The organism is Methylobacterium sp. 190mf, from assembly GCF_900107945.1.
Taxonomy (GTDB): domain Bacteria; phylum Pseudomonadota; class Alphaproteobacteria; order Rhizobiales; family Beijerinckiaceae; genus Methylobacterium.
The window spans coordinates 18,580-40,227 of record NZ_FNVI01000033.1; the positions used below are offsets into that span (position 1 = coordinate 18,580).

19 protein-coding genes and 3 pseudogenes are annotated in these 21,648 nt (G+C 71.7%); 8 read left to right on the top strand and 14 right to left on the bottom strand.

Going from position 1 to position 21,648, the window contains the following annotated elements; translation table 11 throughout:
- Positions 1 to 54: 54 nt before the first annotated feature.
- From C4T42_RS27495 to C4T42_RS27505, 3 genes are all read right to left on the bottom strand, one after another.
- Complete coding sequence (locus tag C4T42_RS27495) at positions 55 to 1,236, bottom strand: serine hydrolase domain-containing protein (RefSeq protein WP_103986242.1); 1,182 nt, start codon at positions 1,234 to 1,236, stop codon at positions 55 to 57.
- A gap of 221 nt (positions 1,237 to 1,457) precedes the next feature.
- Entirely contained in the window at positions 1,458 to 3,029 is a 1,572-nt protein-coding gene (locus tag C4T42_RS27500) for an ABC transporter substrate-binding protein (protein WP_026605358.1), read from the bottom strand.
- A 229-nt stretch (positions 3,030 to 3,258) separates the two neighbouring features.
- Positions 3,259 to 3,585: a hypothetical protein gene (locus C4T42_RS27505; RefSeq protein ID WP_128083354.1), complete on the bottom strand. Its 327-nt coding sequence runs from the start codon at positions 3,583 to 3,585 to the stop codon at positions 3,259 to 3,261.
- A gap of 859 nt (positions 3,586 to 4,444) precedes the next feature.
- On the opposite strand from C4T42_RS27505, the gene C4T42_RS27510 reads away from it, so the two are divergent.
- The 3 genes and pseudogenes from C4T42_RS27510 (at position 4,445) to C4T42_RS27520 (ending at position 8,455) form a co-directional block, all read left to right on the top strand.
- Positions 4,445 to 5,344 (top strand): LysR substrate-binding domain-containing protein, encoded by a 900-nt coding sequence (locus C4T42_RS27510; RefSeq protein ID WP_020095923.1) that lies wholly within the window; start codon positions 4,445 to 4,447, stop codon positions 5,342 to 5,344.
- A 227-nt stretch (positions 5,345 to 5,571) separates the two neighbouring features.
- On the top strand, positions 5,572 to 7,023 hold the full coding sequence (aspA, locus tag C4T42_RS27515) for an aspartate ammonia-lyase (protein WP_020095924.1): 1,452 nt from the start codon (positions 5,572 to 5,574) through the stop codon (positions 7,021 to 7,023).
- Positions 7,024 to 7,105: 82 nt separating this feature from the next.
- A pseudogene (locus C4T42_RS27520) lies at positions 7,106 to 8,455 on the top strand (dicarboxylate/amino acid:cation symporter).
- 151 nt (positions 8,456 to 8,606) lie between these two features.
- Here the strand turns inward: C4T42_RS27520 and C4T42_RS27525 are convergent.
- Both C4T42_RS27525 and C4T42_RS32555 read right to left on the bottom strand, forming a co-directional pair.
- Positions 8,607 to 9,449, bottom strand: a pseudogene (locus C4T42_RS27525) (aspartate dehydrogenase).
- 279 nt (positions 9,450 to 9,728) lie between these two features.
- A pseudogene (locus C4T42_RS32555) lies at positions 9,729 to 9,968 on the bottom strand (ribbon-helix-helix domain-containing protein); the annotation flags it as partial.
- 254 nt (positions 9,969 to 10,222) lie between these two features.
- Between C4T42_RS32555 and C4T42_RS27535 the strand changes: the two are divergent.
- From C4T42_RS27535 to C4T42_RS27545, 3 genes are all read left to right on the top strand, one after another.
- Positions 10,223 to 10,528 carry a hypothetical protein gene (locus C4T42_RS27535; protein WP_020095927.1) on the top strand — a complete coding sequence of 102 codons (306 nt, stop codon included), beginning with the start codon at positions 10,223 to 10,225 and terminating at the stop codon, positions 10,526 to 10,528.
- A 68-nt stretch (positions 10,529 to 10,596) separates the two neighbouring features.
- Positions 10,597 to 11,133 (top strand): twin-arginine translocation pathway signal, encoded by a 537-nt coding sequence (locus tag C4T42_RS27540; RefSeq protein ID WP_042672325.1) that lies wholly within the window; start codon positions 10,597 to 10,599, stop codon positions 11,131 to 11,133.
- A 108-nt stretch (positions 11,134 to 11,241) separates the two neighbouring features.
- Positions 11,242 to 12,810, top strand: a complete 1,569-nt coding sequence (locus tag C4T42_RS27545) for a GMC family oxidoreductase (RefSeq protein ID WP_020095929.1) — start codon at positions 11,242 to 11,244, stop codon at positions 12,808 to 12,810.
- A gap of 114 nt (positions 12,811 to 12,924) precedes the next feature.
- On the opposite strand, the gene C4T42_RS27550 is transcribed toward C4T42_RS27545, so the two are convergent.
- Together C4T42_RS27550 and C4T42_RS27555 are read right to left on the bottom strand one after the other, a co-directional pair.
- On the bottom strand, positions 12,925 to 13,197 hold the full coding sequence (locus C4T42_RS27550; RefSeq protein WP_020095930.1) for an usg protein: 273 nt from the start codon (positions 13,195 to 13,197) through the stop codon (positions 12,925 to 12,927).
- Positions 13,198 to 13,554: 357 nt separating this feature from the next.
- Positions 13,555 to 14,451, bottom strand: a complete 897-nt coding sequence (locus C4T42_RS27555) for a LysR family transcriptional regulator (RefSeq protein WP_020095931.1) — start codon at positions 14,449 to 14,451, stop codon at positions 13,555 to 13,557.
- Between the two features lie 114 nt (positions 14,452 to 14,565).
- Between C4T42_RS27555 and C4T42_RS27560 the strand changes: the two genes are divergently transcribed.
- Positions 14,566 to 15,351, top strand: coding sequence for an SDR family oxidoreductase (locus tag C4T42_RS27560; RefSeq protein WP_020095932.1), 786 nt, complete (start codon positions 14,566 to 14,568; stop codon positions 15,349 to 15,351).
- A gap of 114 nt (positions 15,352 to 15,465) precedes the next feature.
- Here C4T42_RS27560 and C4T42_RS27565 read toward each other — a convergent pair whose 3' ends face one another.
- The 3 genes from C4T42_RS27565 to C4T42_RS27575 all read right to left on the bottom strand — a co-directional run bounded on the left by C4T42_RS27565 (position 15,466) and on the right by C4T42_RS27575 (position 19,288).
- Complete coding sequence (locus C4T42_RS27565; protein WP_020095933.1) at positions 15,466 to 17,127, bottom strand: iron ABC transporter permease; 1,662 nt, start codon at positions 17,125 to 17,127, stop codon at positions 15,466 to 15,468.
- A gap of 16 nt (positions 17,128 to 17,143) precedes the next feature.
- Positions 17,144 to 18,169: an extracellular solute-binding protein gene (locus C4T42_RS27570; RefSeq protein WP_020095934.1), complete on the bottom strand. Its 1,026-nt coding sequence runs from the start codon at positions 18,167 to 18,169 to the stop codon at positions 17,144 to 17,146.
- An 81-nt stretch (positions 18,170 to 18,250) separates the two neighbouring features.
- Complete coding sequence (locus tag C4T42_RS27575; RefSeq protein WP_103986244.1) at positions 18,251 to 19,288, bottom strand: ABC transporter ATP-binding protein; 1,038 nt, start codon at positions 19,286 to 19,288, stop codon at positions 18,251 to 18,253.
- 603 nt (positions 19,289 to 19,891) lie between these two features.
- Between C4T42_RS27575 and C4T42_RS27580 the strand changes: the two genes are divergently transcribed.
- On the top strand, positions 19,892 to 20,314 hold the full coding sequence (locus tag C4T42_RS27580; protein WP_128083460.1) for a hypothetical protein: 423 nt from the start codon (positions 19,892 to 19,894) through the stop codon (positions 20,312 to 20,314).
- 56 nt (positions 20,315 to 20,370) lie between these two features.
- Here C4T42_RS27580 and C4T42_RS27585 read toward each other — a convergent pair whose 3' ends face one another.
- The 4 genes from C4T42_RS27585 to C4T42_RS27600 form a co-directional block, all read right to left on the bottom strand.
- Positions 20,371 to 20,589, bottom strand: a complete 219-nt coding sequence (locus tag C4T42_RS27585) for a hypothetical protein (protein ID WP_020095937.1) — start codon at positions 20,587 to 20,589, stop codon at positions 20,371 to 20,373.
- On the bottom strand, positions 20,573 to 20,782 hold the full coding sequence (locus tag C4T42_RS27590) for a hypothetical protein (RefSeq protein WP_020095938.1): 210 nt from the start codon (positions 20,780 to 20,782) through the stop codon (positions 20,573 to 20,575). The genes C4T42_RS27585 and C4T42_RS27590 overlap by 17 nt, the downstream gene beginning before the upstream one ends.
- Before the next feature lie 13 nt (positions 20,783 to 20,795).
- The gene (locus C4T42_RS27595; RefSeq protein WP_020095939.1) at positions 20,796 to 21,020 is read right to left on the bottom strand and encodes a hypothetical protein; all 225 of its coding nucleotides are present in this window, start codon (positions 21,018 to 21,020) and stop codon (positions 20,796 to 20,798) included.
- A gap of 241 nt (positions 21,021 to 21,261) precedes the next feature.
- Positions 21,262 to 21,582, bottom strand: a complete 321-nt coding sequence (locus C4T42_RS27600) for a PsiF family protein (protein WP_026605361.1) — start codon at positions 21,580 to 21,582, stop codon at positions 21,262 to 21,264.
- Positions 21,583 to 21,648: the final 66 nt, after the last annotated feature.

Sequence of the window (21,648 nt, forward strand, 5' to 3'; positions counted from 1 at the left end):
CTCCGGGTTCGGTCGTGCCGCCGGCGTAGACATGCGTCGGGCGGACCTTGTCCCTCAGGGAGACGTCTCGGACAGTCGACGGTCTTCCAGGGCGGCGTAGACCATGGTGCGGGTCAGCATGCGGTAGTGCTGGCGCTGGTCGGCCGAGGAGGTCTGCATCATCAGGAGCGCGAAGAACCCCTCTACAGGGTCAACCCAGAAGTATGTGCCTCCGACGCCGCTCCAGAACCAGTCGCCGATATTGCCGGGGAACGGCGCCTCGCCCGCCGCGAGGCGGACCGCCACGCCCAGCCCGAAGCCGTAGCCCGGTCCCGGCGGATAGTAGGCGGCCTTCGCGATCGCCGCCCCGAGATGATCCGAGGTCATGAGCCGCACGCTGGCCGGCGCCAGGACGCGCGCGCCGTCGAGACTGCCGCCGGCGAGAAGCATGCGCAGGAAGCGGGCGCAGTCCGCCGTGCTCGATACGAGGCCGCCATTGCCCCTCTGGCCGCGCCGCGGCTGCGCGGGATCGTGAAAGACAGGGCGCTGCCCCGGTGCTTGCGGCAGCGGCTGCGCGACGCGTGATCCCATCGCGGCCGAGATCTGGAACAGCGTGTCGGCCATGCCGAGCGGCTCGAGCACGGTCGCGTCGAGGACCCGCTGCAGATCCGCGCCGCCCGAGATCTCCAGGACGCGGCCGAGCACGTCGGTGGCGTGCGAGTAGTGCCACACCGTGCCGGGCTCGTGCTCCAGCGGCAGGCGGGCGATCCGGTCGGCGAACGCCGCGTTGTCGAGATCCTCGGCGAGCAGGCCGTCGGCCGCGTAGGCGCGCCGCGCCGGCCCGTCGCCGAGATAGCCGTAGGCGATCCCGGCGGTGTGGCGCAGGAGATCCTGAACGGTCGGCCTGGCCCTGGCGGGCCTGAGGCCGCCGTCCGGATCAAGCACCGACAGGTGCTCGAAGGCGGGAATGAATGCCGCCACGGGCTGATCGAGGCGCAGTGCGCCGCGCTCGGCGAGCACCATGGTAGCGGCGGAGACGACAACCTTGGTCATGGAGTAGATGCGCCAGAGCGCGTCGGGCCCGAGGGGCGCGTGCGCGACGCGGTCGCGGTAGCCGACGGTGCGTCGCCAGATCGCCCCGTCCGCGCCGCCGACGAGCATGTCGGCCCCGGCGATCGCGCCGCTGTCGACATCGGCCGTCAGGCGGTCGCCGAGGCGGTCGAGGTGGCGGGAGGAGAAGGCTGGCGCAGTCCGCATGGCACCGATGTAGCGCGCGCCACCGCGCCCGCATCGCCGCGGCCGCGAAAGGCCGGACGGCGACGCGCATCGGCTCCGGTGTCCTCGGGGCGCCGCGCGCCGGGGCGACGGTCCGGCCCGGCGAAGGATGGCGCGCCACGTAAGGACCGGGCGCGGCTCTAAGCCTCTGTTTCGACGCGCTCTCTTGCGCCGGACCGGTATCCACTTCGGTGCAGAGCGCTCTAGGCCGGCCTGACATCGTAGAATTGCGGGAAGCCGTTGCGCACGCCCGTCAGGCCCCGATAGGCTGTCGCCTCGTAATAGGCGCCGAGCGGCAGGTACGGCACGTCGATGAAGAACTGTCGCTGGATCTCGGCGCAGATCGCCTTCTGCGCCGCAGAATCGGGCGCGGTGAACCACGCGGCGCGCAGCTCCTCGAGACGGGGCGCGCGGGGCCATCCGAACCAGGCCTGGTCGCCGTTGCCGCGGATGCCGAGCTGGCCGGCGGGATCGAAGTTGTTGGTGCCGTTCAGGTAGGTGACGAAGGTGCTCCAGCCGCCCTTGTCCGGGGGCTGGCGGCTCGCCCGGCGCTGCACCAGGGTCCCCCAGTCCATCGCGACGAGGTCCACGGCGAGCCCGCATTTCTGGAAGGCTTCGGCCGCGACGAGGGCCAGGGGATGGGTGGCCGGGTAATCGGTCGGGTCGAGCATGACGACGCGCTCGCCCCGGTAGCCGGCCTCCGCCAGGGCGCGCCTGACCGCGGCGTAGTCGCGGGGGCCGACCAGCCCGTCGGTGCCCGCGCGCGTCGCCATCGGCGCCTCGGGGCTGAAGACGCCGACATGGTCCTTCCACAGGGCGCGCTCGTCGCCCGCGACCGCACTCATGAACTCGGTCTGGTCGATGGCGCCGAGCAGCGCCCGCAGGATCGCGGGATTGTCGAAGGGCGGATGCAGGTGGTTGAAGCGCAGGCAGCCGATGCCGCCGGCCGGATCGAGCACCTCCAGCCGGATCCCCGATCTGCTCCTGAGCAGCGCCTGCAGATCCGGCGTCGGGTTCTGCCACCAGTCGACCTCGCCGGCCGCCAGCGCGCTCGCGGCGGTGGAGGCGTCGGGCACGATCCGCCACTCGATCCGCTCGAAATGGGCCCGCTTCGGTCCGGCGGTGAAGCTCGCCGCGCCGTCCGGGCGGGGCACGTAGCCGTCGAAGCGCTCGTAGACGGTGAGCGCCCCCGGGACGCGCTCGTCCGCCTTGAAGCGGAACGGGCCCGAGCCGACCATCTCGGTGACCTGCGTGTTCGGGTCGGTCTTCGCCAGGCGCTCCGGCATGATGCAGGGCATCGAGGTGCCGGTCTTGCCCAGAGCCGCGGGCAGCAGCGGGAACGGCCGCTTGAGGCGGAACTGCACGACGCGGTCGGAGGTCGCCGCGAGTTCGTCGGTGGCGTCGATCAGCGCCCGGCCGAAGGCGTCGCGGGCGGCGAAGCGGCGCACGCTCGCCACCGCGTCGCGCGCCAGCACCGGCGCGCCGTCGTGGAAGCGCAGGCCCTCGCGCAGGGTCAGGCGCCAGAGGCGGCCATCCGCCTCGACGGCGTGGCCCTCGACCATCTGCGGCTGGAACTCGTAGCCCGCGGTCTGGCCGTAGAGGGTGTCGAAAACGAGGTAGCCGTGGTTGCGCGTCACGGTCGCCGTCGTCCAGATCGGGTCGATCACCGCGACGTCGCTTTCCGGGATGAAGCGCAGAACCTTGGCGGGCTGCGCGACGGCGGGCCGCGCGACCGCGGCGGCGGCCAGGGCGGCGAGGACCTCGCGGCGCCTCATCGGCGAGCGCTCGTGCTGGATGCCATCGGAGACCGTGCGCCCATCACCCTCGTCGCGTCGCATGGTGCCCTCGGAGAGGCTGCGAGGCAAACGCGGGGCCGCGCCCCGCCGCGCGCGGCCGCGTCAGCGGGCAGTGCCCGGAGCACAGAGGCGGGGCAACTCGCGCCGCGAGCCCCCTGCACGACCCCGCGTCCGCCGGGCCGGAGCCTCCGTCCCGGCGCCTCGGGCCCTAGCGCTCGCGGTCGGCCCCGGAATCGGCCTGTTCGGGCGCGGTCATCTCCGGCGTCAGCAGACCGAGTTCGATCAGGAAGGCCGAAGTCGGTTCCAAGTAGACGCCGATCTGGATCGCATCCGGGTCCGAATGCGGCGTCACATAGGTGCGCCTCTCGTACAGCTCGGACTCGCCGCTCGCCAACAGGTCCCGCAACGCGCACCGGCGCATCCAAGAGATGATCCCGCGCGCGTAGGCGTCTTCGACCAGCTTGAATCCGCCGATCACGGCGTGTTCGAAATCGGGATCCGTTCGGATCACGACTCTGCGGGGTGTTTCCTGCATGTGTGTCCTGCGACGCTCTCGGATCCCGGCCAGCCGGCTCATGCTGATCTTGCGGCCGGCCGCCGAGGCTGACCCAGACTCGGACCAGTCCTGTCCAGGCGCAGAGCCCGCGCGGGCGTTTCCGTCGCCATCATTTGTGGTGCTCGGTGCTCGACCGAAGGACGTAGCACCCTGTCGCGGGCCGCCGCGCCCGCGGCTGAGGCCCCGCGGTCACATCGCTGCGCCGTGTCGTTCGATGTGCCGCACGCCTGCACGATTGCCGCGGAGCCGCCGGAGGGGCCGTTCGGTCGGGCGCTCCCCGAGCCGGCCGCGGTCCGAGCCGGCGGCCACGGCGATCCCGTCGCTCCGGCAACGCCGTCAGCGCGGGTGCTCCGGAACACGCCGGGCCTGAAAGCTTGAGCCTACATCGGGATCACACCGCGACGACAGTCGCGAGCCCGATGGAGACGACGATGACCTGGACGAACCGCATTACCATAGCCGCGACCCTCATCGGCGGCGCGATCGCGCTGGTGACTTACGCGCAGGCCCTGAGTCTGCCGACGCACTTCGCCTGAGCCCGCCTGCCGGGGGAGCGCCCCGCGCCGCTCCTCCGACGCCGTCGTGACGGCCACCGTCGCGTTGAGACTTATCGCGCAGCCCACGATCGGGCCGCCTCGCTTCGTCCGAGGGGCGCCTGGCGGACCGCTCTGAGCCGCTCCGGGCCGCGCCGTCGGCGCGCGCGGTTCTCGGCAGGATCGGCCACGATCGCCCAGGATCGGGCGCCGGACCGCGTCGGCGCGGACGCGCCCGCCCCGCTTGCCGGGCCCGCCCTTTCTGCGTTTCAAGGCCGTGACCCCTGGACGTGGCCCGGCCGGCGATGGAACTGAAGTGGATCGAGGACTTCCTCAGCCTCGCCGAGACCCGTAGCTTCTCACGCTCGGCCGAGGCGCGTCACGTCACGCAATCGGCGTTCAGCCGCCGCATCCGCTCCCTGGAGGTCTGGCTCGGCACGGCCTTGCTCGACCGAAGCACCTACCCGATCACCCTCACGGCGGACGGGCGCCACTTCCTCGAGACCGCCGAGGAGGTGGTGCGCCTCCTCACCCTCAGCCGCGCCGACTTCCGCAACCGCAGCGAGCGGTCGAGCCTGCCCGTCGTCGCCATCACTGCCCTGCATTCGCTCTGCCTCTCCTTCCTGCCGCGCTGGCTCGGCACGCTCCGGGGCGAGCTCGGCGCGATGAGCAGCCGCGTGCTGCCGGAGAACTTCAACATCTGCCTCCAGGCCCTGGTCGAGGGCGGCTACGACCTCATGCTGACCTATCACCATCCGGGCATCCCGATCCCGCTCGGGCCCGATCGCTTTCCCTGCCTCGTCGTGGGCCAGGACAGCCTCGTGGCCGTGGCGGCGCCGGCGGATCTCCCCCGCGACCGGGAAGGCCGCCTGCCGCTCCTGCAATATTCCCGCGGCTCCTTCCTGGGCCGGCTCGCCGCCATCGCCCAGGCCCGGGAGGGCGCGCCCGCGACCTATCCGGTCCACACGAACGAGAACTCGATGGCCGAGGCCCTGCGGTCGATGGCGCTCGCGGGACACGGGGTCGCGTGGCTGCCGAGGAGCCTCGTGGCCGGCGAGATCGCGGCGGGCGCGCTCGCCATCGTCAGCCCCGAGATGTCGATGGAGATCCGGCTGTACCGCAGCGCGGAGCGGGCCCGGCCGTTCCTAGAGGCCGTCTGGTCGGCCGCCGCCGCGGATTCGAAGAACTATTCCGGTTCGGAATAGTTCTGGTCGCAACTAGCATTGGCGGCCCGCCGGCACCGGGACTATCAGACGCCGGCCGGTCAGGCGCGGCCGCCCGTGAGGGCGGGGCGACTGGCGGCGACCCTTCATCGCGCACCGTCGAGAGCGTCGACGCCCCCTCACGCGGGCCGGTCGCTCACGCGCAATCGTCCGCCCAACCGTCCTGCCCTACGGCGCGCCGGATCGCTTCCGCGCGCGAGGAGAGAGCCGTGTCCGAGATCGCTTCCGCCGCCCCGACCCGCACCGAGCACGACCTCCTGGGCGACCGCGAGGTTCCGCAGGCGGCCTACTGGGGCATCCATACCCTGCGCGCGGTCGAGAACTTCCCGATCACCGGCACCACGCTGGCCACCTGCCCGGACCTGATCCGGGCGCTCGCGGCGATCAAGCAGGCGGCGGCGCTCGCCAACCGGGAACTCGGCCTGCTCGATGCGGCGCGCTGCGACGCGATCGTCGCGGCCTGCGAGGAGATCCGGGCCGGCGGCCTGCACGATCAGTTCGTGGTCGATCTCATTCAGGGCGGGGCCGGGACCTCGACCAACATGAACGCCAACGAGGTCGTGGCCAACCGCGCGCTCGAACTGCTCGGCCACGCCCGCGGCGCCTACGGGCAGCTGCACCCGAACGAGCACGTCAACATGGGCCAGAGCACCAACGACGTGTACCCGACGGCCCTCAAGATCGCCGGCATCGGCGCGATCCGTCGGCTCGTCGCCGCGATGGCGTCGCTGCGCGGCAGCTTCGAGGCCAAGGCCGCCGAGTTCTCGGACGTGCTCAAGATGGGCCGCACCCAGCTGCAGGACGCGGTGCCCATGACGCTCGGCCAGGAATTCGGCACCTACGCGCGCATGCTCGGCGAGGACGAGGCCCGGCTGGGCGAGGCCGAGCTGCTGATCCGCGAGATCAACATGGGCGCCACCGCGATCGGGACCGGCATCACCGCGCATCCCCTCTACGCGGCCGCGGTCCGCGCGCGGCTGTCCGAGATCACCGGCATCCCGCTCGTCACGGCCGAGGATCTGGTCGAGGCAACCCAGGATTGCGGCGCCTTCGTGCAGGTGTCCGGCGTCCTCAAGCGGGTGGCCGTGAAGCTGTCCAAGACCTGCAACGACCTGCGCCTGCTCTCCAGCGGTCCGCGCGCGGGCTTCGGCGAGATCAACCTGCCGGCCCGGCAGGCCGGCTCCTCGATCATGCCCGGCAAGGTCAATCCGGTGATCCCCGAGGTGGTGAACCAAGTGGCGTTCGAGGTGATCGGCAACGACGTGACGATCAGCTTCGCGGCCGAGGCCGGCCAGCTGCAGCTCAACGCCTTCGAGCCCGTGATCGCCTACAGCCTGTTCCGCAGCTTCGCGCATCTCGAAGCCGCCTGCCGCACGCTCGATCTCCACTGCGTGCGGGGCATCACCGCCAACCGCGAACGGCTGCGCGCCAGCGTCGAGCACTCGATCGGGATCGTGACCGCGCTCAACCCCTATATCGGCTACCGCAACGCGACGGCCGTCGCCATGGAGGCGCACGCGACCGGCCGCGGCGTCTACGACCTCGTGCTCGAGAAGGGGCTGATGGCCCGCGCGCAGCTCGACGCGGTCCTCCGGCCCGAGCGGCTGACCCGCCCGCAAGCCCCCGATCCGGTCATCGCCCGGGCCGTCGCCGGGGCCTGATCCAGAATCCGGGATCCGCGCCCGCGACGCCAGCGGTCGGGTCCCGCACGCCGAACAACACGATCCCATGGGAGGACAACGGATGACGCACGCCGATACGGACCCGGATTCCACGACATCGCGCTCGGGCCGGCTCACGCTCTATATCGGGCTCGGGCTGGCACTCGGCATCCTCGTCGGCGCCGTCCTCCACGGACTGGCGGCCGGACCCGACGAGGCCAAGGCGTTCGCGGCGCACTTCACCCTCGCGACCGACATCTTCCTGCGTCTGATCAAGATGATCATCGCGCCGCTCGTGTTCGCCACCATCGTGGCCGGCATCGCGAGCTTCGGCGACGCCCGCTCGGTCGGCCGGGTCGCCGCGCTGGCCATGGGCTGGTTCGTCACCGCCTCGGTCGTCTCGCTCACCCTCGGGCTCCTGACCGCGAACCTGTTCCAGCCGGGCGCGGGCCTGGGCCTGCCGCTGCCCGACGCGGGGGCGCAGACCGGCCTGAAGGCCGCCTCGCTGAACCTGCGCGACTTCCTCGTCCACGTCTTCCCGACCAGCATCGTCTCGGCCATGGCCGGCAACGAGGTGCTGCAGATCCTGGTCTTCTCGATCTTCTTCGGCTTCGGTCTCAGCACGATCGACCGGCGCTACAGCGAGCCGATGGTGCAGCTTCTCGACGGCCTCGCCCGCGTGATGTTCAGGGTCACCGACACGGTGATGCGGCTCGCGCCGATCGCCGTCTTCGCGGCCATCGCGGCGGTCGTCACCGTCCAAGGGCTCGGCGTCCTTCTCGATTACGGCAAGTTCATCGCCAGCTTCTACGCGGGCCTGTCCCTGCTCTGGCTGCTGCTGATCGGTGCCGGCTGGGCCGTGCTGGGCCGCCGCGTGGTGGAGCTGCTGCGCCTGCTGCGCGCCCCGATGATCCTCGCCTTCTCGACGGCGAGCAGCGAGGCCGCCTTCCCGCGCACCGTCGAGGTGCTGGAGCGCTTCGGGGTGCGCCCGCGCGTGACCGGGTTCGTGCTGCCGCTCGGGTACTCGTTCAACCTCGACGGCTCGATGATGTAACAGGCCATGGCCGCCCTGTTCATCGCCCAGGCGTTCGGGATTCACATGGGCTTCGGCGAGCAGCTGACGATGCTGCTCGTCATGATGGTGACGAGCAAGGGCATCGCCGGCGTGCCGCGGGCCTCGTTGGTCGTGGTCGCCGCCACCGTGCCGATGTTCGGTCTCCCGGCCGCCGGCATCCTGCTGATCATGGGCATCGACCAGATCCTCGACATGGGGCGCACCGTCACGAACGTCCTCGGTAACGGGCTCGCCACCGCGGCGGTCGCCAAGTGGCGGGGTGAGATCGCGGGTGGCGTCCGGGAGGTGAGCGCGGAGCCCGCGGGGCCGCGCCTCGACCTCGCCGCGCGGCCCGCGACCGGCGCCGCCCGCGCTTGACGGGGCCGCCGTGGCCCGCTCGATGGCGGACGGGATCGCGCCGCTCGCCGCTGTCACGGACCGCTCCGGGCTCTGAGAGGCGACCGCGCCCGGGCACCGCTCCGGGCGCGGGGGCGCGGCGGCAGGGGCCGTGCCGGCCGGGTCCGGTCTGTCAGGTTCCGACCCGGAGCGGGGCTGTGAGCTTGCGCAGGTAGGCGATGACCGACAGGGCCGTGATGCGGCCCGTGCGGGGGTTCTCGTCGGTCAGGACGTTCTCGATGTCATCGCGAAGCGCGCGGCGTCGGCCTCCACCTCGATGCGGTGCGTGTTGCGCTCCAGGCCGGGGTCGGCCCAGATCTCGAGCTCGGTCCGGTCGGGACCGATGCCGGCCAGCGAGAGCGCGACCGCGACGTTGAAATTCGCCGGGAAGCCGCGGGCCGCCTCGCGGGGGCTGCCGGCAAAGATGCGCATCGGCTCGGTGATGCCGCCGATCTCGATGCCGTTCTCCGCGAGGTAGGGCGCGCCGACGAGGCCGCGCACGGGCTTGCGGGTGATCATCCGCACCGTGCGGATAGTACCCTCCGCGGCGGCCGTCACGGCGTCGAGGCCGAGCAGCGCGCCGGTCGGGACGACGATCTGACCGCCGTGGGCGCGGGCCGTCGCCACGAGGTCCTCGTGATCGAGGAGCGCGCCGCAGCTCAGCACGATCGCGGTCTTCCCCGCCGCCACGAAGGGCCGCACGATCGCCGGGAGATGCTGGGACGGCGCGCATTCCAGCACGATGTCGGCCCGCGGCTCCAGGGCGTCGAACGCGGTGACGACCTCCGGCGGCTCCGCGAGCGCCGCGAGGGCGGCCCGGGCTCTGGCGGCATCGTGAACCGCGACGGCGGTCAGCCTCAGCCCCGATATGGCGCCCGCATCGAGCGCGCGCCACGGCCAGCCCGACGGTGCCGAGGCCGGCGATCGCGATGCGACCGCCGCGGATGGGCGACCTCGGGGCTTCCTGCAGCGGCATGTCGGGTATCCGTTCATCGGGGCCGGAGCGGCCGACCGCGCCAGCCCTCTGCATCGGCCATGCCGGGGGGGACGCGCCTCAGCCCTCGCCGCGGGCATCGCGCGGCCGGACCGCGTCGCCGCGCAGGGCGCGCGCGGTCCGCGCGACGTGTCCGACGCCGACGTCACGGTCGTCGATCCGGTCCAGGGCGCCATCGACGTCCCCCGCGACCCTGCCGCGCTGTTCCACGGCGCGCCGCTGCGCCGAGGCGAGGCGGTCCGCCTTCATCTCGAGGTGCCTCAGGCACGCGCACCGCAGGAGCGAGGCGAAATTGCGTGCCTCACCGTGGAGAGCGAGCACTTCGTCGTAGAGAAGCGTCACGAGGCGCGGAAGGGTCATGCCCTGAGCGGCGGCGATGTCCTCGAGCACGTTCCAGAACATCACCTCGATCCTGATCGAGGTCGAGTGTCCGCCGAGCCGGATGGAGCGGGTCTCGCCCTCGTAGTCGGCGGACGGCATCCCCGAGTACAGATTGCACATGTCCACCCCTGCGATCCGCGCCGCTCACCCGCGGCGACCGCCCGCGCTTCCCCGGGATGAGGAAGAATAATGCAGCGCGCGCCCGTTTCCACTGCCTTCCGGGCTCTGGCATAACGCGCTCCGCGGATCGTCGCGGGCCCGCTCCGCAGTAGCATGATACTACCACCGCACGCTGGAGCGGCTCTAAGTTTCCGCTCGGCGGGACCCCTCGGGGCCGTCGGCCTCGGGCCTCGACAGGGGGGATCATGCGCGACATGTCCGACATGCCCGAGCGGATCCCCGCGATGATCCGGGTCCGGGACGCGGCGCGCTCCGCGCGTTTCTACCGGGCCACCTTCCGCCTCGACACCGCCGACCGGCCCGGCTTCGAAACCTTCACCCCGATCGATCTCGCGCATGCCGCGTCCGGTCTCGCGTCGGAGCTGACGGTCAACACGGGCCACGACGGCGCCTGCGGCCTGGGCGTGGGGGCCGCCCGGGGCACGGCGCGCTCCTGCTTCATCGACGACCCGGACGAGCACAAGATCGAGGTGCTCGCCCGCGGTTGGCGCTTCGCCTGATGACCCGCGACGGCCCGCCATCGGCCGCCGCGGCACCGGCACGACCGACACGGACAGGGGAGGACGGGATGAGGATGCAGGAGACGGGCGCACAACTGTCCCGCCGCGGCTTCCTGGGCGCCGCGGGCTCGACGCTGCTCGCGGTCGCGGTCATGCCGGACGGCAGCGTGACCGGGCGGGCCTGGGCGCAGATGCCGAAGGCGACGAAGCCCGAGACCTTCGCCTCGCTCGTGCAGATGTCGCGCGACTGCTACCCGCACGACCGCGTCGCCGACAGGTACTACGCCGCCGCGGTGCAGATCCTCGACGACGCGGCGCGGACCGCTCCAGGAGAACTGACGCTCCTCGAGGACGGGATGGCCGCGCTCAACCGGGCGGCCGTCGAGAGGCACCGCCTGCCCTACGCCAAGGTTCCGCAGGATACGGACCGGGCAGCCCTCCTCGAGACCATCGAGCCGACCCCGTTCTTCCAGAAGGTGCGGGCCAACCTCATCGTCGGTCTCTACAACCAGAAGGAGCTGTGGCCGATCTTCGGCTACGAGGGCGCCTCCTTCGACAAGGGCGGCTACCTGGAGCGCGGCTTCGACGACATCGACTGGCTCTGACGGCGGCCCGGCGCCCGCGCCGACGGCCGCGCGCGACACGCATTCACCGCTCGGTCCGACCATCCCGCGCGAAGACGGGACGGGGCCGATCCGCGGCAGGAGGAAACCATGTCAGCTCCCTACGACCTCAGCGACGGCTCCGTCTTCGTCATCGTCGGCTCGGGCGCCGGCGGCGGGACCCTCGGGACCCAGCTCGCGCTCAAGGGCATCGACACCGTCATCCTCGAGGCGGGCGACCGGCACGAGACCTTCGACTTCGTCAACGACGAGTGGGATTCGTTCGCCCAGCTCGCCTGGAAGGACAAGCGGCACGCCACCGGGCCGTGGCCGATCGCCAAGACGTTCCCCAACCTGCCGGCCTGGATCGTGAAGGCCGTCGGCGGCTCGACCGTGCACTGGGCGGGCGCGTCGCTGCGCTTCCAGGAGCACGAGTTCAGGACGCGCACGCATTACGGCGCCGTGAAGGGGGCCAACCTCCTCGACTGGCCCGTCGACCTCCCGGAGATGGACCCCTGGTACGCCATGGCCGAGAACCGGATGGGCGTCACGCGCACCAACGGCATCCCGGGCCTGCCGGGCAACAACAACTTCAAGGTGCTCGAGGCCGGCGCCCGCAAGATCGGCTACACGGAGGTGCATACCGGCCGGATGGCCATCAACTCCGAGCCGCGCGACGACCGCGCCGCGTGCATGCAGCTCGGCTTCTGCTTCCAGGGGTGCAAGTCGGGCGCGAAGTGGTCGACGCTCATCGCGGAGATCCCGAAGGGCGAGGCCACGGGCCGGCTCGAGGTCCGTTCGGGCTGCCAGGTGCTGCGGATCGAGCACGATCCCGGCGGCAAGGTCACCGGCGTGGTCTACGCCGACAAGGACGGCGTCGAGCACCGGCAGAGAGCGCGGGCCGTCGCCGTGGCCGGCAACTCCATCGAGAGCCCGAGGCTGCTCCTCAATTCGCACTCGGCGAAGTTCCCCGACGGTCTGGCCAACGCGTCGGGGCAGGTCGGGCGCAACTACATGCGCCACACGACCGGTTCGGTCTACGCCATCTTCGAGAAGCCGGTCCACATGTACCGCGGCACCACGATGGCCGGCATCGTGCGCGACGAGGCCCGGCACGATCCGAGCCGCGGCTTCGTCGGCGGCTACGAGCTCGAGACGCTCTCCCTGGGCCTGCCCTTCATGGCGGCGTTCCTCGACCCGCAGACGTGGGGCCGCGACTTCACCGGCGCCCTCGACAAGTACCGGAACATGGCGGGCCTCTGGATCGTGGGCGAGGACATGCCCTGTTCCGACAACCGCATCACCCTGTCGGACGACACGGATGCCTACGGGATGCCGGTCGCGTCGGTCCATTTCGCCGACCATCCCAACGACGAGGCGATGCGCGAGCACGCCTACAGGCAGGGCAGCGCCCTCTACGAGGCCGTCGGCGCGGTCCGCACCATCCGCACCCCGCCCTATCCGTCGACGCACAACCTCGGCACGAACCGCATGAGCGAGAAGCCCCGGGACGGCGTCGTCAACCGCTTCGGCCAAGCCCACGATGTCGAGAACCTGTTCGTCTCGGACGGCTCCCAGTTCACGACCGGCGCCGCGGAGAATCCGACCCTCACCATCGTCGCGCTGGCCCTGCGGCAGGCGGACCACATCGCCAAGCGGATGAGTCGCGGCGAGATCTGAGCGCGGATCCTGCGCCCGCATCCGGCCGGCGCAGGCGATCTCCGCGATCTCCGCGACCATCGCGATCGCGCTTACCGCGCGGGTCCGCGGAAAGCTCGGCTCCCGCCCCCGGCGTCAGTGGAGGTGAAACTCGCTGCCGACGGCCCGCAATTCCGCGGGCCTGATCAGGCGGCTGTGGGCCACCTTCACCGAATGCAGCGGCCCATCGAGGGCGCCCTGCCAGAAGGCCAGGAAGCGCTTCAGCTCCGGGAAGACGGGGAAGAGATCGTGCTGCTGCCAGATGAAGGTCTGGAGCAGGTGGGGATGGTCGGGCAGGTGATACAGGATCTCGGCTGTCGTCAGGCTGTAGCCTTCCAGCTGACGACGGAAGGCGGTCGAAACGCTCATGGCGGCCCCTCCTGCGCGCATCGTGAGAGTGACCCACGACGAAGCAAGAAAGTTGCCGGCTGAGCTGTTAACAAACGCCGAATCGCCCGCGATCTCAGTCGGTTAGCACTCAGAGCGGACGATGGCTGCCAGAGCGGTTCGGGGTCGCGCGCACGCGCGCGCTGCACCGAGGTCGGGCCGCGTATGACGGGCTCGGCGACGCTCGGTTCCAGCGCCCGGACCGCGAGCCGGCCTCTCCGTCGCCGGATCTGATCCTGTTCAGGACCCAAGCGTCTCAAATATTGCGCGTCTTCGAGCAATGAAAATAAATATTACTGCAGTCGAGGCATCGCTCGTGAAGCGTCTGCCGCGCCGATGTCATTCCTCCACCGTCGCGTGGGCGGCGAGGAAATCGACGAAGCTTCGGATGCGCAGCGCCAAGCGCGCGTGGCCGACATAGAGGACGTGGACGTCCTCGGCATCGCCGGGGTTGAACGCCTCCAGCACCGGCACGAGCCGACCGGCCGCGAGATCGGCCGCCACATGGAACCGGGCAAGGCGGGCGATCCCGGCGCCGCCGAGCGCCATCAGGCGCACCACCTCGCCGGAATTGCCGTAGAAATTCCCCTGGATCGGCCGCTGGTTGAGACCGGCTCCGACGCGGAACGGCCAGGTATCGAGGGAGCGGCGGAAGCTGAAGTTGAGGCAATTGTGCGCCGCGAGGCCGTCGGGATGCTCCGGGACACCTTCCCGCGCGAGATAGGCGGGGGCGGCGACCACGATCATCCGGCTGCGCCCGAGGCGTCGGGCCCGCAGGCGGGTGTCGCGGAGTGGGCCGATCCGGATCGCGACGTCCGCCTGCGTGGCGGGCAGGTCGATCACCTCGTCGGTCAGGGCGAGATCCAGGCTCATCCGCGGGTGCTGCGCGAGAAAGCGCGGCAGGACCGGCAGGACGACGTGGGTCCCGTACGGGACCGAGGCGTTCACCCGAAGCCGCCCGCTCGGCTCGGCGGCGGTCTGGGTGAGGCCCCGCTCCATCGCGTCGAGTTCCGCCATCAGCTCGGCGGCCCGCTCGCGATAGGCCTCGCCTTCCGGGGTCAGGGTCAGGGATCGGGTCGTGCGCCGGAGCAGCGCGACCCCGAGGCGCGCCTCGAGGCGGGCGACGGCCCGGCTCACGGCGGAGGGGGTTTGCCGCAGGGCCTTGGCGGCTGCCGCGAAGCTGCCGCACCGCGTCGCCTGGAGGAACGCCTCCATGTCCCCGAGCCGGTTGTCCATCGCGCCGCCACTCGTGCATCGAAGTCACGATCATCGTGCCGCGATGCCTGCTACTCAGCAATCCGGCGGCCGTCCATCTCCTCGGGACCGACACGGCAACGAGGACGAACCGTCATGGATCTTCAGCTCACGGGACGAAGCGCCCTGGTCACCGGCTCGACCGCCGGGATCGGTCTCGCCGTGGCCAAACGGCTGGCCGCGGAGGGCGCGGAGGTCATCATCGCGGGGCGCCAGCAGGCCAAGCTCGACGCGGCCGCGGCCGCGGTCGCCGCGGCGGGCCGCGCGCGCGCGATCCTGGCCGATCCCGCCACGGCCGAGGGCGCTGCCGCGCTCGTGCGCGCGGCCCCCGCGGTCGACATCCTCGTCAACAATCTCGGGATCTACGAGGCCAAGGCCTTCCCGGACATCGCCGACGACGACTGGCACCGCCTGTTCGCGGTCAACGTCGTGTCGGGGGCCCGGCTCGCGCAGGCCTATCTCCCGGGGATGCAGGCGCGCGGCTGGGGGCGCGTCCTGTTCGTCTCGAGCGAGTCCGGGATCGTGCCGCCGCCCGACATGATCCACTACGCCGTGACCAAATCGGCCCAGCTGACGATCGCCCGCGGACTCGCCCAGCTCACCAAGGGCAGCGGCGTCACCGTGAACACGGTGCTGCCCGGGCCCACGCGCTCCGACGGGATCGGCGATTTCCTGAAGAGTGTCGCCTCCGATCCCGACCTGTCGCCCGAGGCGATGGAGGCGGAGTTCTTCCGGCTCCATCGGCCGCTGTCGCTGATCCAGCGCCTGATCGAGCCGGACGAGGTCGCCGCCATGATCGCCTACCTGGCGAGTCCCCTCGCCGCCGCGACCAACGGCGCTGCGCTCCGGGTCGAGGGCGGGATCGTGCCGACCGTCGCCTGACCGCCGAGGCCCGCGACGCGGAGACGGGCGCGCGGCGCGGGCCGGATACCGGCGCGGGGAGCGGGCGGCGCGAAGGGCGGGCGATCCCCGACCTCTCCCCGACCTCTCCCCGGCCTATCCCCGGCCGGTCCGCGGCTCTTCCCCGGCCAACCGTCCCGGCCCGATCACGTTCCGGTCGAGCCTGAGCAGGAGCGTCACCGGGAGGAGACCGATCATCACGATGAGCACGGCGGCGACGGCGCCGTCCTCGTACGTGCCGCGCGCCGCCTCGCCGTAGAGATGCGTGCTCAACGTCTCGACGTTGAGGGGACGCAGGAGCAGCGTCACCGGCAGTTCCTTGGCGATGTCGACGAAGGCGAGGAGGCCGCCGCTCAGCACCGCGGGCCAGGCCAGCGGCAGCTGCACGGTGACCAGCGTGGCGAGCCGACCCCGCCCGAGCACCCGCGCGGCGTCGGGGATGGTGCGCGGGATCCGCGCGAAGCCGGCCTCGCTGGCGCCCACCGTGACGGTCAGGAAGCGCAGGGCGTAGGCGATGACGAGGGCGGCGCCGGTCCCGAGTCCCACCCGTGCGGTCGTCAGGCCGGCCTCGAACAACCCGGCCTCGACCAGCGCCAGAGGACCCAGGAGCCCGACCGCCAGCACGGTCCCGGGCATGGCGTAGCCGATCCCGGCCGCGCCGATGAGCAGGCGCCCGGCCCGGGCGCTCAGCAGGGAGGGAACGGCCGCCACCGCCAGGCCCGCCAGCACCGTCACCGCCGTGGCGAGGCCCGCGTAGTAGACCGTGTTGAGGGCCTGGGCGGCGAGCGTGTCGGGCAAGCCGCTCGCGTCGATCCGGCGCCACGCCTCGAGGCCGAGAGAGCCCGCCGGCACCAGGAATCCGATCGCGACGGGGGCCGTGCCCAGGGCCAGGGCCGCCCCGGCCCGCCAGCCGTCCAGCCGGCGGCGCGCGCCGGCCGTGTGGCGGCGGGCGCCCCCGGCATAGCCGCGGCCGGCCCGCGCGAGCCGTTCGAGGCCGACGACCGCGACCACCGCGGCCAGCATCACCAGCGCGATCTGCGCGGCGCCGGGCAGGTCCGAGCGGTTCACCCAGGTGGCGTAGACCTGCACCGTCAGCGTGCGCACCCCCAGGAACTCGGCCGCGCCGACATCGTTCAGCGCCTCCATCAGGGCGAGGCCGGTGCCGAGGGCGATCGCCGGCCGCGCGAGCGGGAGGGCGATCCGCAGGAAGCTGCGCCACGGTCCGGCCCCGAGCGTGCGCGCGGCTTCCAGCAGCGAGCCGGCCTGCATCAGGAACAGCGCGCGGGTCGGCAGATAGACGTAAGGGTAGAGCACGAAGCCGAGCAGCAGGCTGCAGCCCGGCAGCGAGCGCAGGTCCGGCAGGGCGAGATCGCGCGGGCTCGACAGGCCGAGCAGGCCCCGCAGCCCGACCTGGAACGGCCCGAGCGGGTGCAGCAGGTCGAGATAGGCGTAGGCGACCACGTAGGTCGGCATCGCCAGCGGCAGCAGCAGGGCGGCCTCGAGGAGGCGCCGACCGGGGAAGTCGAACGCCGCGACCAGCCACGCCGTCGCGGTCCCGAGCCCGATCACCAGGAGGCCGACGCCCGCGAGCAGCAGGGCGGTGTCGCGGATCGCCTGCGGCAGCACGTAGGCGGCGAGGTGCGGCCACAGCTCGCCGCCGCCCTCGGACGCCGTGAAGCCCAGGGAGATCACGGGCGCGAGCAGCAGCGCCGCCAGGGCGACCGCCCCCGCCCAGCCCAGAGAGCGGGTCACCGACATCCGGCCCGGCTCGAACTCAGTTGTCGAAGCCGACCTTGTCGACGAGCAGGCTCGCCGCCTTGCGGTTGCGGGCGATCTCGACGAGCGGCGTCGGATCGACGCTCAGCGGACCGAGTTCCGCGAGCAGCGGCTCGATCGGGGCGCCGGCCTTCACCGGATACTCGTAGTCGACCTTGGCGTAGAGCGCCTGCGCGGCGTCGGAGACGAGGTACTCGAGGAGCTTGACCGCCTGGTCGCGGTTCGGCGCGTTCTTGGCGACGACCGCCCCCGACACGTTCACGTGCGTGCCCCCGCCCTCGAAGGTCGGCAGCACGACCTTGATGGCCGCGCCCCATTTCTGCTGGTCCGCCCCGCCGCGACCCGAGCGCATCAGTCCGACATAGTAGGAATTGCCGAGGCCCACCTCGCAGAGGTCGGCCGCGATGTCGCGGGCCACGTCCCGGTCGCCGCCCGTCGCCTTGCGGGCGAGGTTGTCCTTCACGCCCCGCAGCCACGCCTCCGTCTTCTCCGCGCCGTGGCGGACGAGGAAGGCGGCGATCAGGGCGGTGTTGTAGGGATGCTGGCCCGAGCGCAGGCACACCTTGCCCTTCCAGCGCGGGTCGGCGAGCGATTCGTAGGTCGCGGCCGCAAGATCGTTCAGGCCCGTGTCGGCGTAGAGCACGCGCGCGCGCATCGAGAGGGCGAACCAGCGCCCGTCGGCGCCGCGCAGGGGCGCCGGCACGGCCGCTTCGAGCACGGGCGAGCGCACCGGCTGGGTCAGGTCGCGGTCGACGAGTTCGATCAGGTTGCCGATATCGACCGTCATGAGGACGTCGGCGGACGAGCGCGCGCCCTCCGCGGCGACCCGCTCGGCCAGCCCCTTCTCCACGAAGACCGTGTTCACGGTGACGCCGCTCTGCGCCGTGTAGGCGTCGAGCAGCGGCCGGATCAGGCCCGGCTCGCGGGTGGTGTAGAGGTTGACCTCGGCCGCGTAGGCCGGTCCGCCGAAGCAGAGAGACAGGCACAGGCTCGCCCAGGCTCCGGTTCTGCAGACGTCCAACATGATAAACCCCGTTCGTCGAGCGACGAGCCGGTGCTATACAGTAAGAATGCGCCCTGCAAGGCGGATTTATTTAGATATATTCTAATTACAATCTGACAACACTTGGACTCCGTCCGGCAGCGGGAAGACGTGGGCGCGCCCGGGCAGCAGCTCGATGCCGACCTGCTCGCCCGGGACTTCCTCCGGCGGGAGGTCGAGGCGCAGCGGCGCGCCGAGGCCCGCGACCGCGATGTCCAGGCGCAGACGCGGCCCCGCGAAGGCCCGGCCCAGGATCCTGGCCGGCACCCCGGCGCCCGCCGGCCCGAGGCGGATCGCCTCCGGGCGCAGGCAGACTTGGACCGCGCCCTCCGGCACGGCGTCGGGCCGGGGCAGCGTGCCGAGGGGTGTCGCGACGTGGCCGTCGACGGCGCGGCCCGGAATCTCGATGATCTCGCCGAGCGCCCGGGCGGCGAACGGCGTCGCCGGCGCGGCGTACAGCGCCTCGGCGCTGCCGCTCTGGACGATCCGACCCCGGTGCATCAGGACGATGCGGTCCGCGCAGGCGACCGCCTCGGCCGCGTCGTGCGTGACGAGGATCGCGCCGATGCCGTCCCGCCGCAGGACCGCCAGGGTGTCGGCGCGGACACGCTCGCGGGTGCCGGCATCGAGGTTCGAGAACGGCTCGTCGAGGAGCAGCACCCGCGGACGCGGGGCCAGGGCCCTGGCGAGCGCCACCCGCTGCGCCTCTCCGCCCGACAGCGTGCCCGGATAGCTGTCGGCGCGGTGTGCCAGCCCGACCTGATCGAGGCGCTCGCGGGCGATGTCCCGCGCGTCCGCGCCGCGGAGATGGGCGAGGCCGAAGCGGACATTGGCCAGCACGGTGAGGTGGGGAAACAGCGCGTAGTCCTGGAACATCAGGCCCACGCCGCGGCTCGCGGGCGGCGCGTTGCGGCCGCGCCCGGCGACGCGGCGATCGCCGAAGGCGATCTCGCCCGCGTCCGGCGCGTCCAGGCCGGCGATGAGCCGCAGCAGCGTGCTCTTCCCGCAGCCGGAGGCGCCGAGCACCGCCAGGATCTCGCCCGGACCGAGCGTCAGCGACACGTTGTCCAGCGCCAGCGTCCGGCCGTAGCGTCGGCTCACGCCCGACACCGCGAGTTGCCCCGCGGCGGGACTTGAACCGGCGCCGGGCGACGCGTCGGTCGGAGAAGTCTTGCGGCGTCGAAACACGGGCAGGAGATCCGGCGGGCGACGGGCCCTCGATCGAGAACGGGTGGAGTCACCGTTCTCATCCGGCCCTCCGGCACGGCGCGGCCCGCCGGGCGGTGCGGCTCCAGGGTGTCGTTGGTTGGGCCGCCCCGGTACCTGACGTCCGGCTGTCTCGGCCCCGGTCTCCGGCGCCGCGGGTCCGGGGGGCGTAAGAAGGCTTGCCGGTGGGTCGTGCCCGGAAGTCCTGCCCGCGAGACTTGCCGCGGGGGCGTGTCCTCCCGGCTGCGCGGCCACACCGTATCGGTCGGCTCAGCACGCGACACGGCAGACGGTGCACGGCGCAATCGGTCATCGACGCGCCGGGAGCCGCTCTTGCTGAAGGACAGCGTTGTCCGGTCGATCGCGGCTCGGTGCTGACAGGTCAGGCGCGCGGAAATCCCGCGCTCTGCATTCATCAAATCAATCGAATTTGAAAGGTCATGGCAGCACTATTGAATTGGTTCGATGCCATACTCCTCGCGTGCGGTGGGGGACATCATGCGCGCGTGGCTGGTGGCAGGTGTGGCGTTCTCTACACTTGTGGGTAGCATCGACACCGTCGAGGCGCGCGGGCGCGGGCGTCTGTTCTTCGGGCGGTCGTCGACGGCGCAGCGACCCGCGTCGCCTCCGTCTGTCGCCGCGACCGACACGGCCCCGAGCGGCCGTGCCGGCTACCGTCCCATCATCGCGATCGCGCCGGCCCCCATCGTTGCGGCCGTTCCTGCGGCGGCCGCGGCAGCGGTGGCGAACATGCCGGCCGAAGCGCGCGAGCCGGAGCTTCGGCCACAGCCCACCCTCCTCCGCCCGCCGCCCGAAACGCCGCGTGTCCAAGCGGTGCGCGCCGTCGCCCCGAGTTGCGAGACCGGGAGGCGCGTCGGCGGCGTCGACAGGGCGGAAGCCGGCTTCTGCCTGATCAACTAGGTGTTTGATCCCGCCGGTCGATCCCTCAGCGGTCCAACTCCGGGTCTGGCCGGGGATTACTGCGCGCGTCCCGGCCCGTCTCTCAAGCCGAGCCGCAGAGCCCGCGCGAACAGGTCGCTGAGCGTGATCCAGTCAGCACCGTCGATCCGCCAGCGCGCGCAGTCGTCATCCGGCTCGACCGTGTACCCGCGGCACCGAAGCACGGCGACCGCGTCGAGCACCGGGTCATCCCCTTCGCCCAGGTGGGCATCCTCTCGGTCATGGGCGTGGGTCAAGGCTGACGCTCATCACATCCGCGAGTTGAAAGAGGAGGTCGCCCACGACACCGATCGGCAGCAGGACGCAGAACTCACTGTCGTCGGGCGACCGCAATCGGATCGCCAGTGTGCCGCCGCCGTCGATGACCTCGACCGAGCGCACCGCCGCAGCGCCCAGCACGTAGGGGACCGCGCTGTCCGAGACCGTCATCCTCGGAGGCCGATCACGCGATTTCCATCTCGAGCGCAACGTCGGCCAGATAGGCCGCGATGCGCGCGCTCGCCCGGGTGTCCGACGCTTCGATGATGAGGCCGGCGCCGCCGGGCAGGACGTCGTAGCGCCGGAGAACGGATTCGGCCTTGAGCGCCGCCTCGCGCTCCGAGGTCGCGCGCAGGACGCGCCGATCGCCCTCGATGCGGATCAGGATGCGGAAGGGAGCGCGCTTCATGCTGGGACCGCCTCGGCCATCTGACCCGCGCCGTCGCGGCTCGATGGGTCAGTTACGGCGAGGCTGGCAAAACCGTTCCGCGACGGAGCGGGGGGAGAGTGAGGGGGACGTCGACCGCTTCGTGGAAGCCCGAGTGACGTTCAGGACGCCCGAGATCGGTCGGTATCTCGAACGGCATCCGTTTCACGCAGCCCTGACATTGGTCAGAAGCCGAACAGGGACGCGGTATGGGCGCAGGCGACTAACCTCTGAGGCACGTGCTCATGAACGCCTTGCGCTCGGCGCCCTTGAGGCTCTTGGCCGAGGCATCCGCATTGCAGCTCTTCATCTTCATCTGCTGCGGCGTCAGCTCCTTGGCCGGCGCGGCGCTCTTTCCCGCGAGGCAATCTGCCATGAAGCTCTTGCGGGCGGCGCCCGACAGCCGTTGCGTCCCAGCATCCACGTTGCAGGATTTCATCCGATCCCGCTGCGCGGTCTGAGCCGCCGAGGGTGCGGGGGCCTGCGCTCGGACGGACACCGTGCAGGCGAAGACGAGGGCCGAGGCGAGAGCGAGCGTACGCACGGTGGAGGACCTCCGGTGATGCGGAGAACCCTAGCGACCTGCGGTTGTACGAGCCAGCGTCAGTGC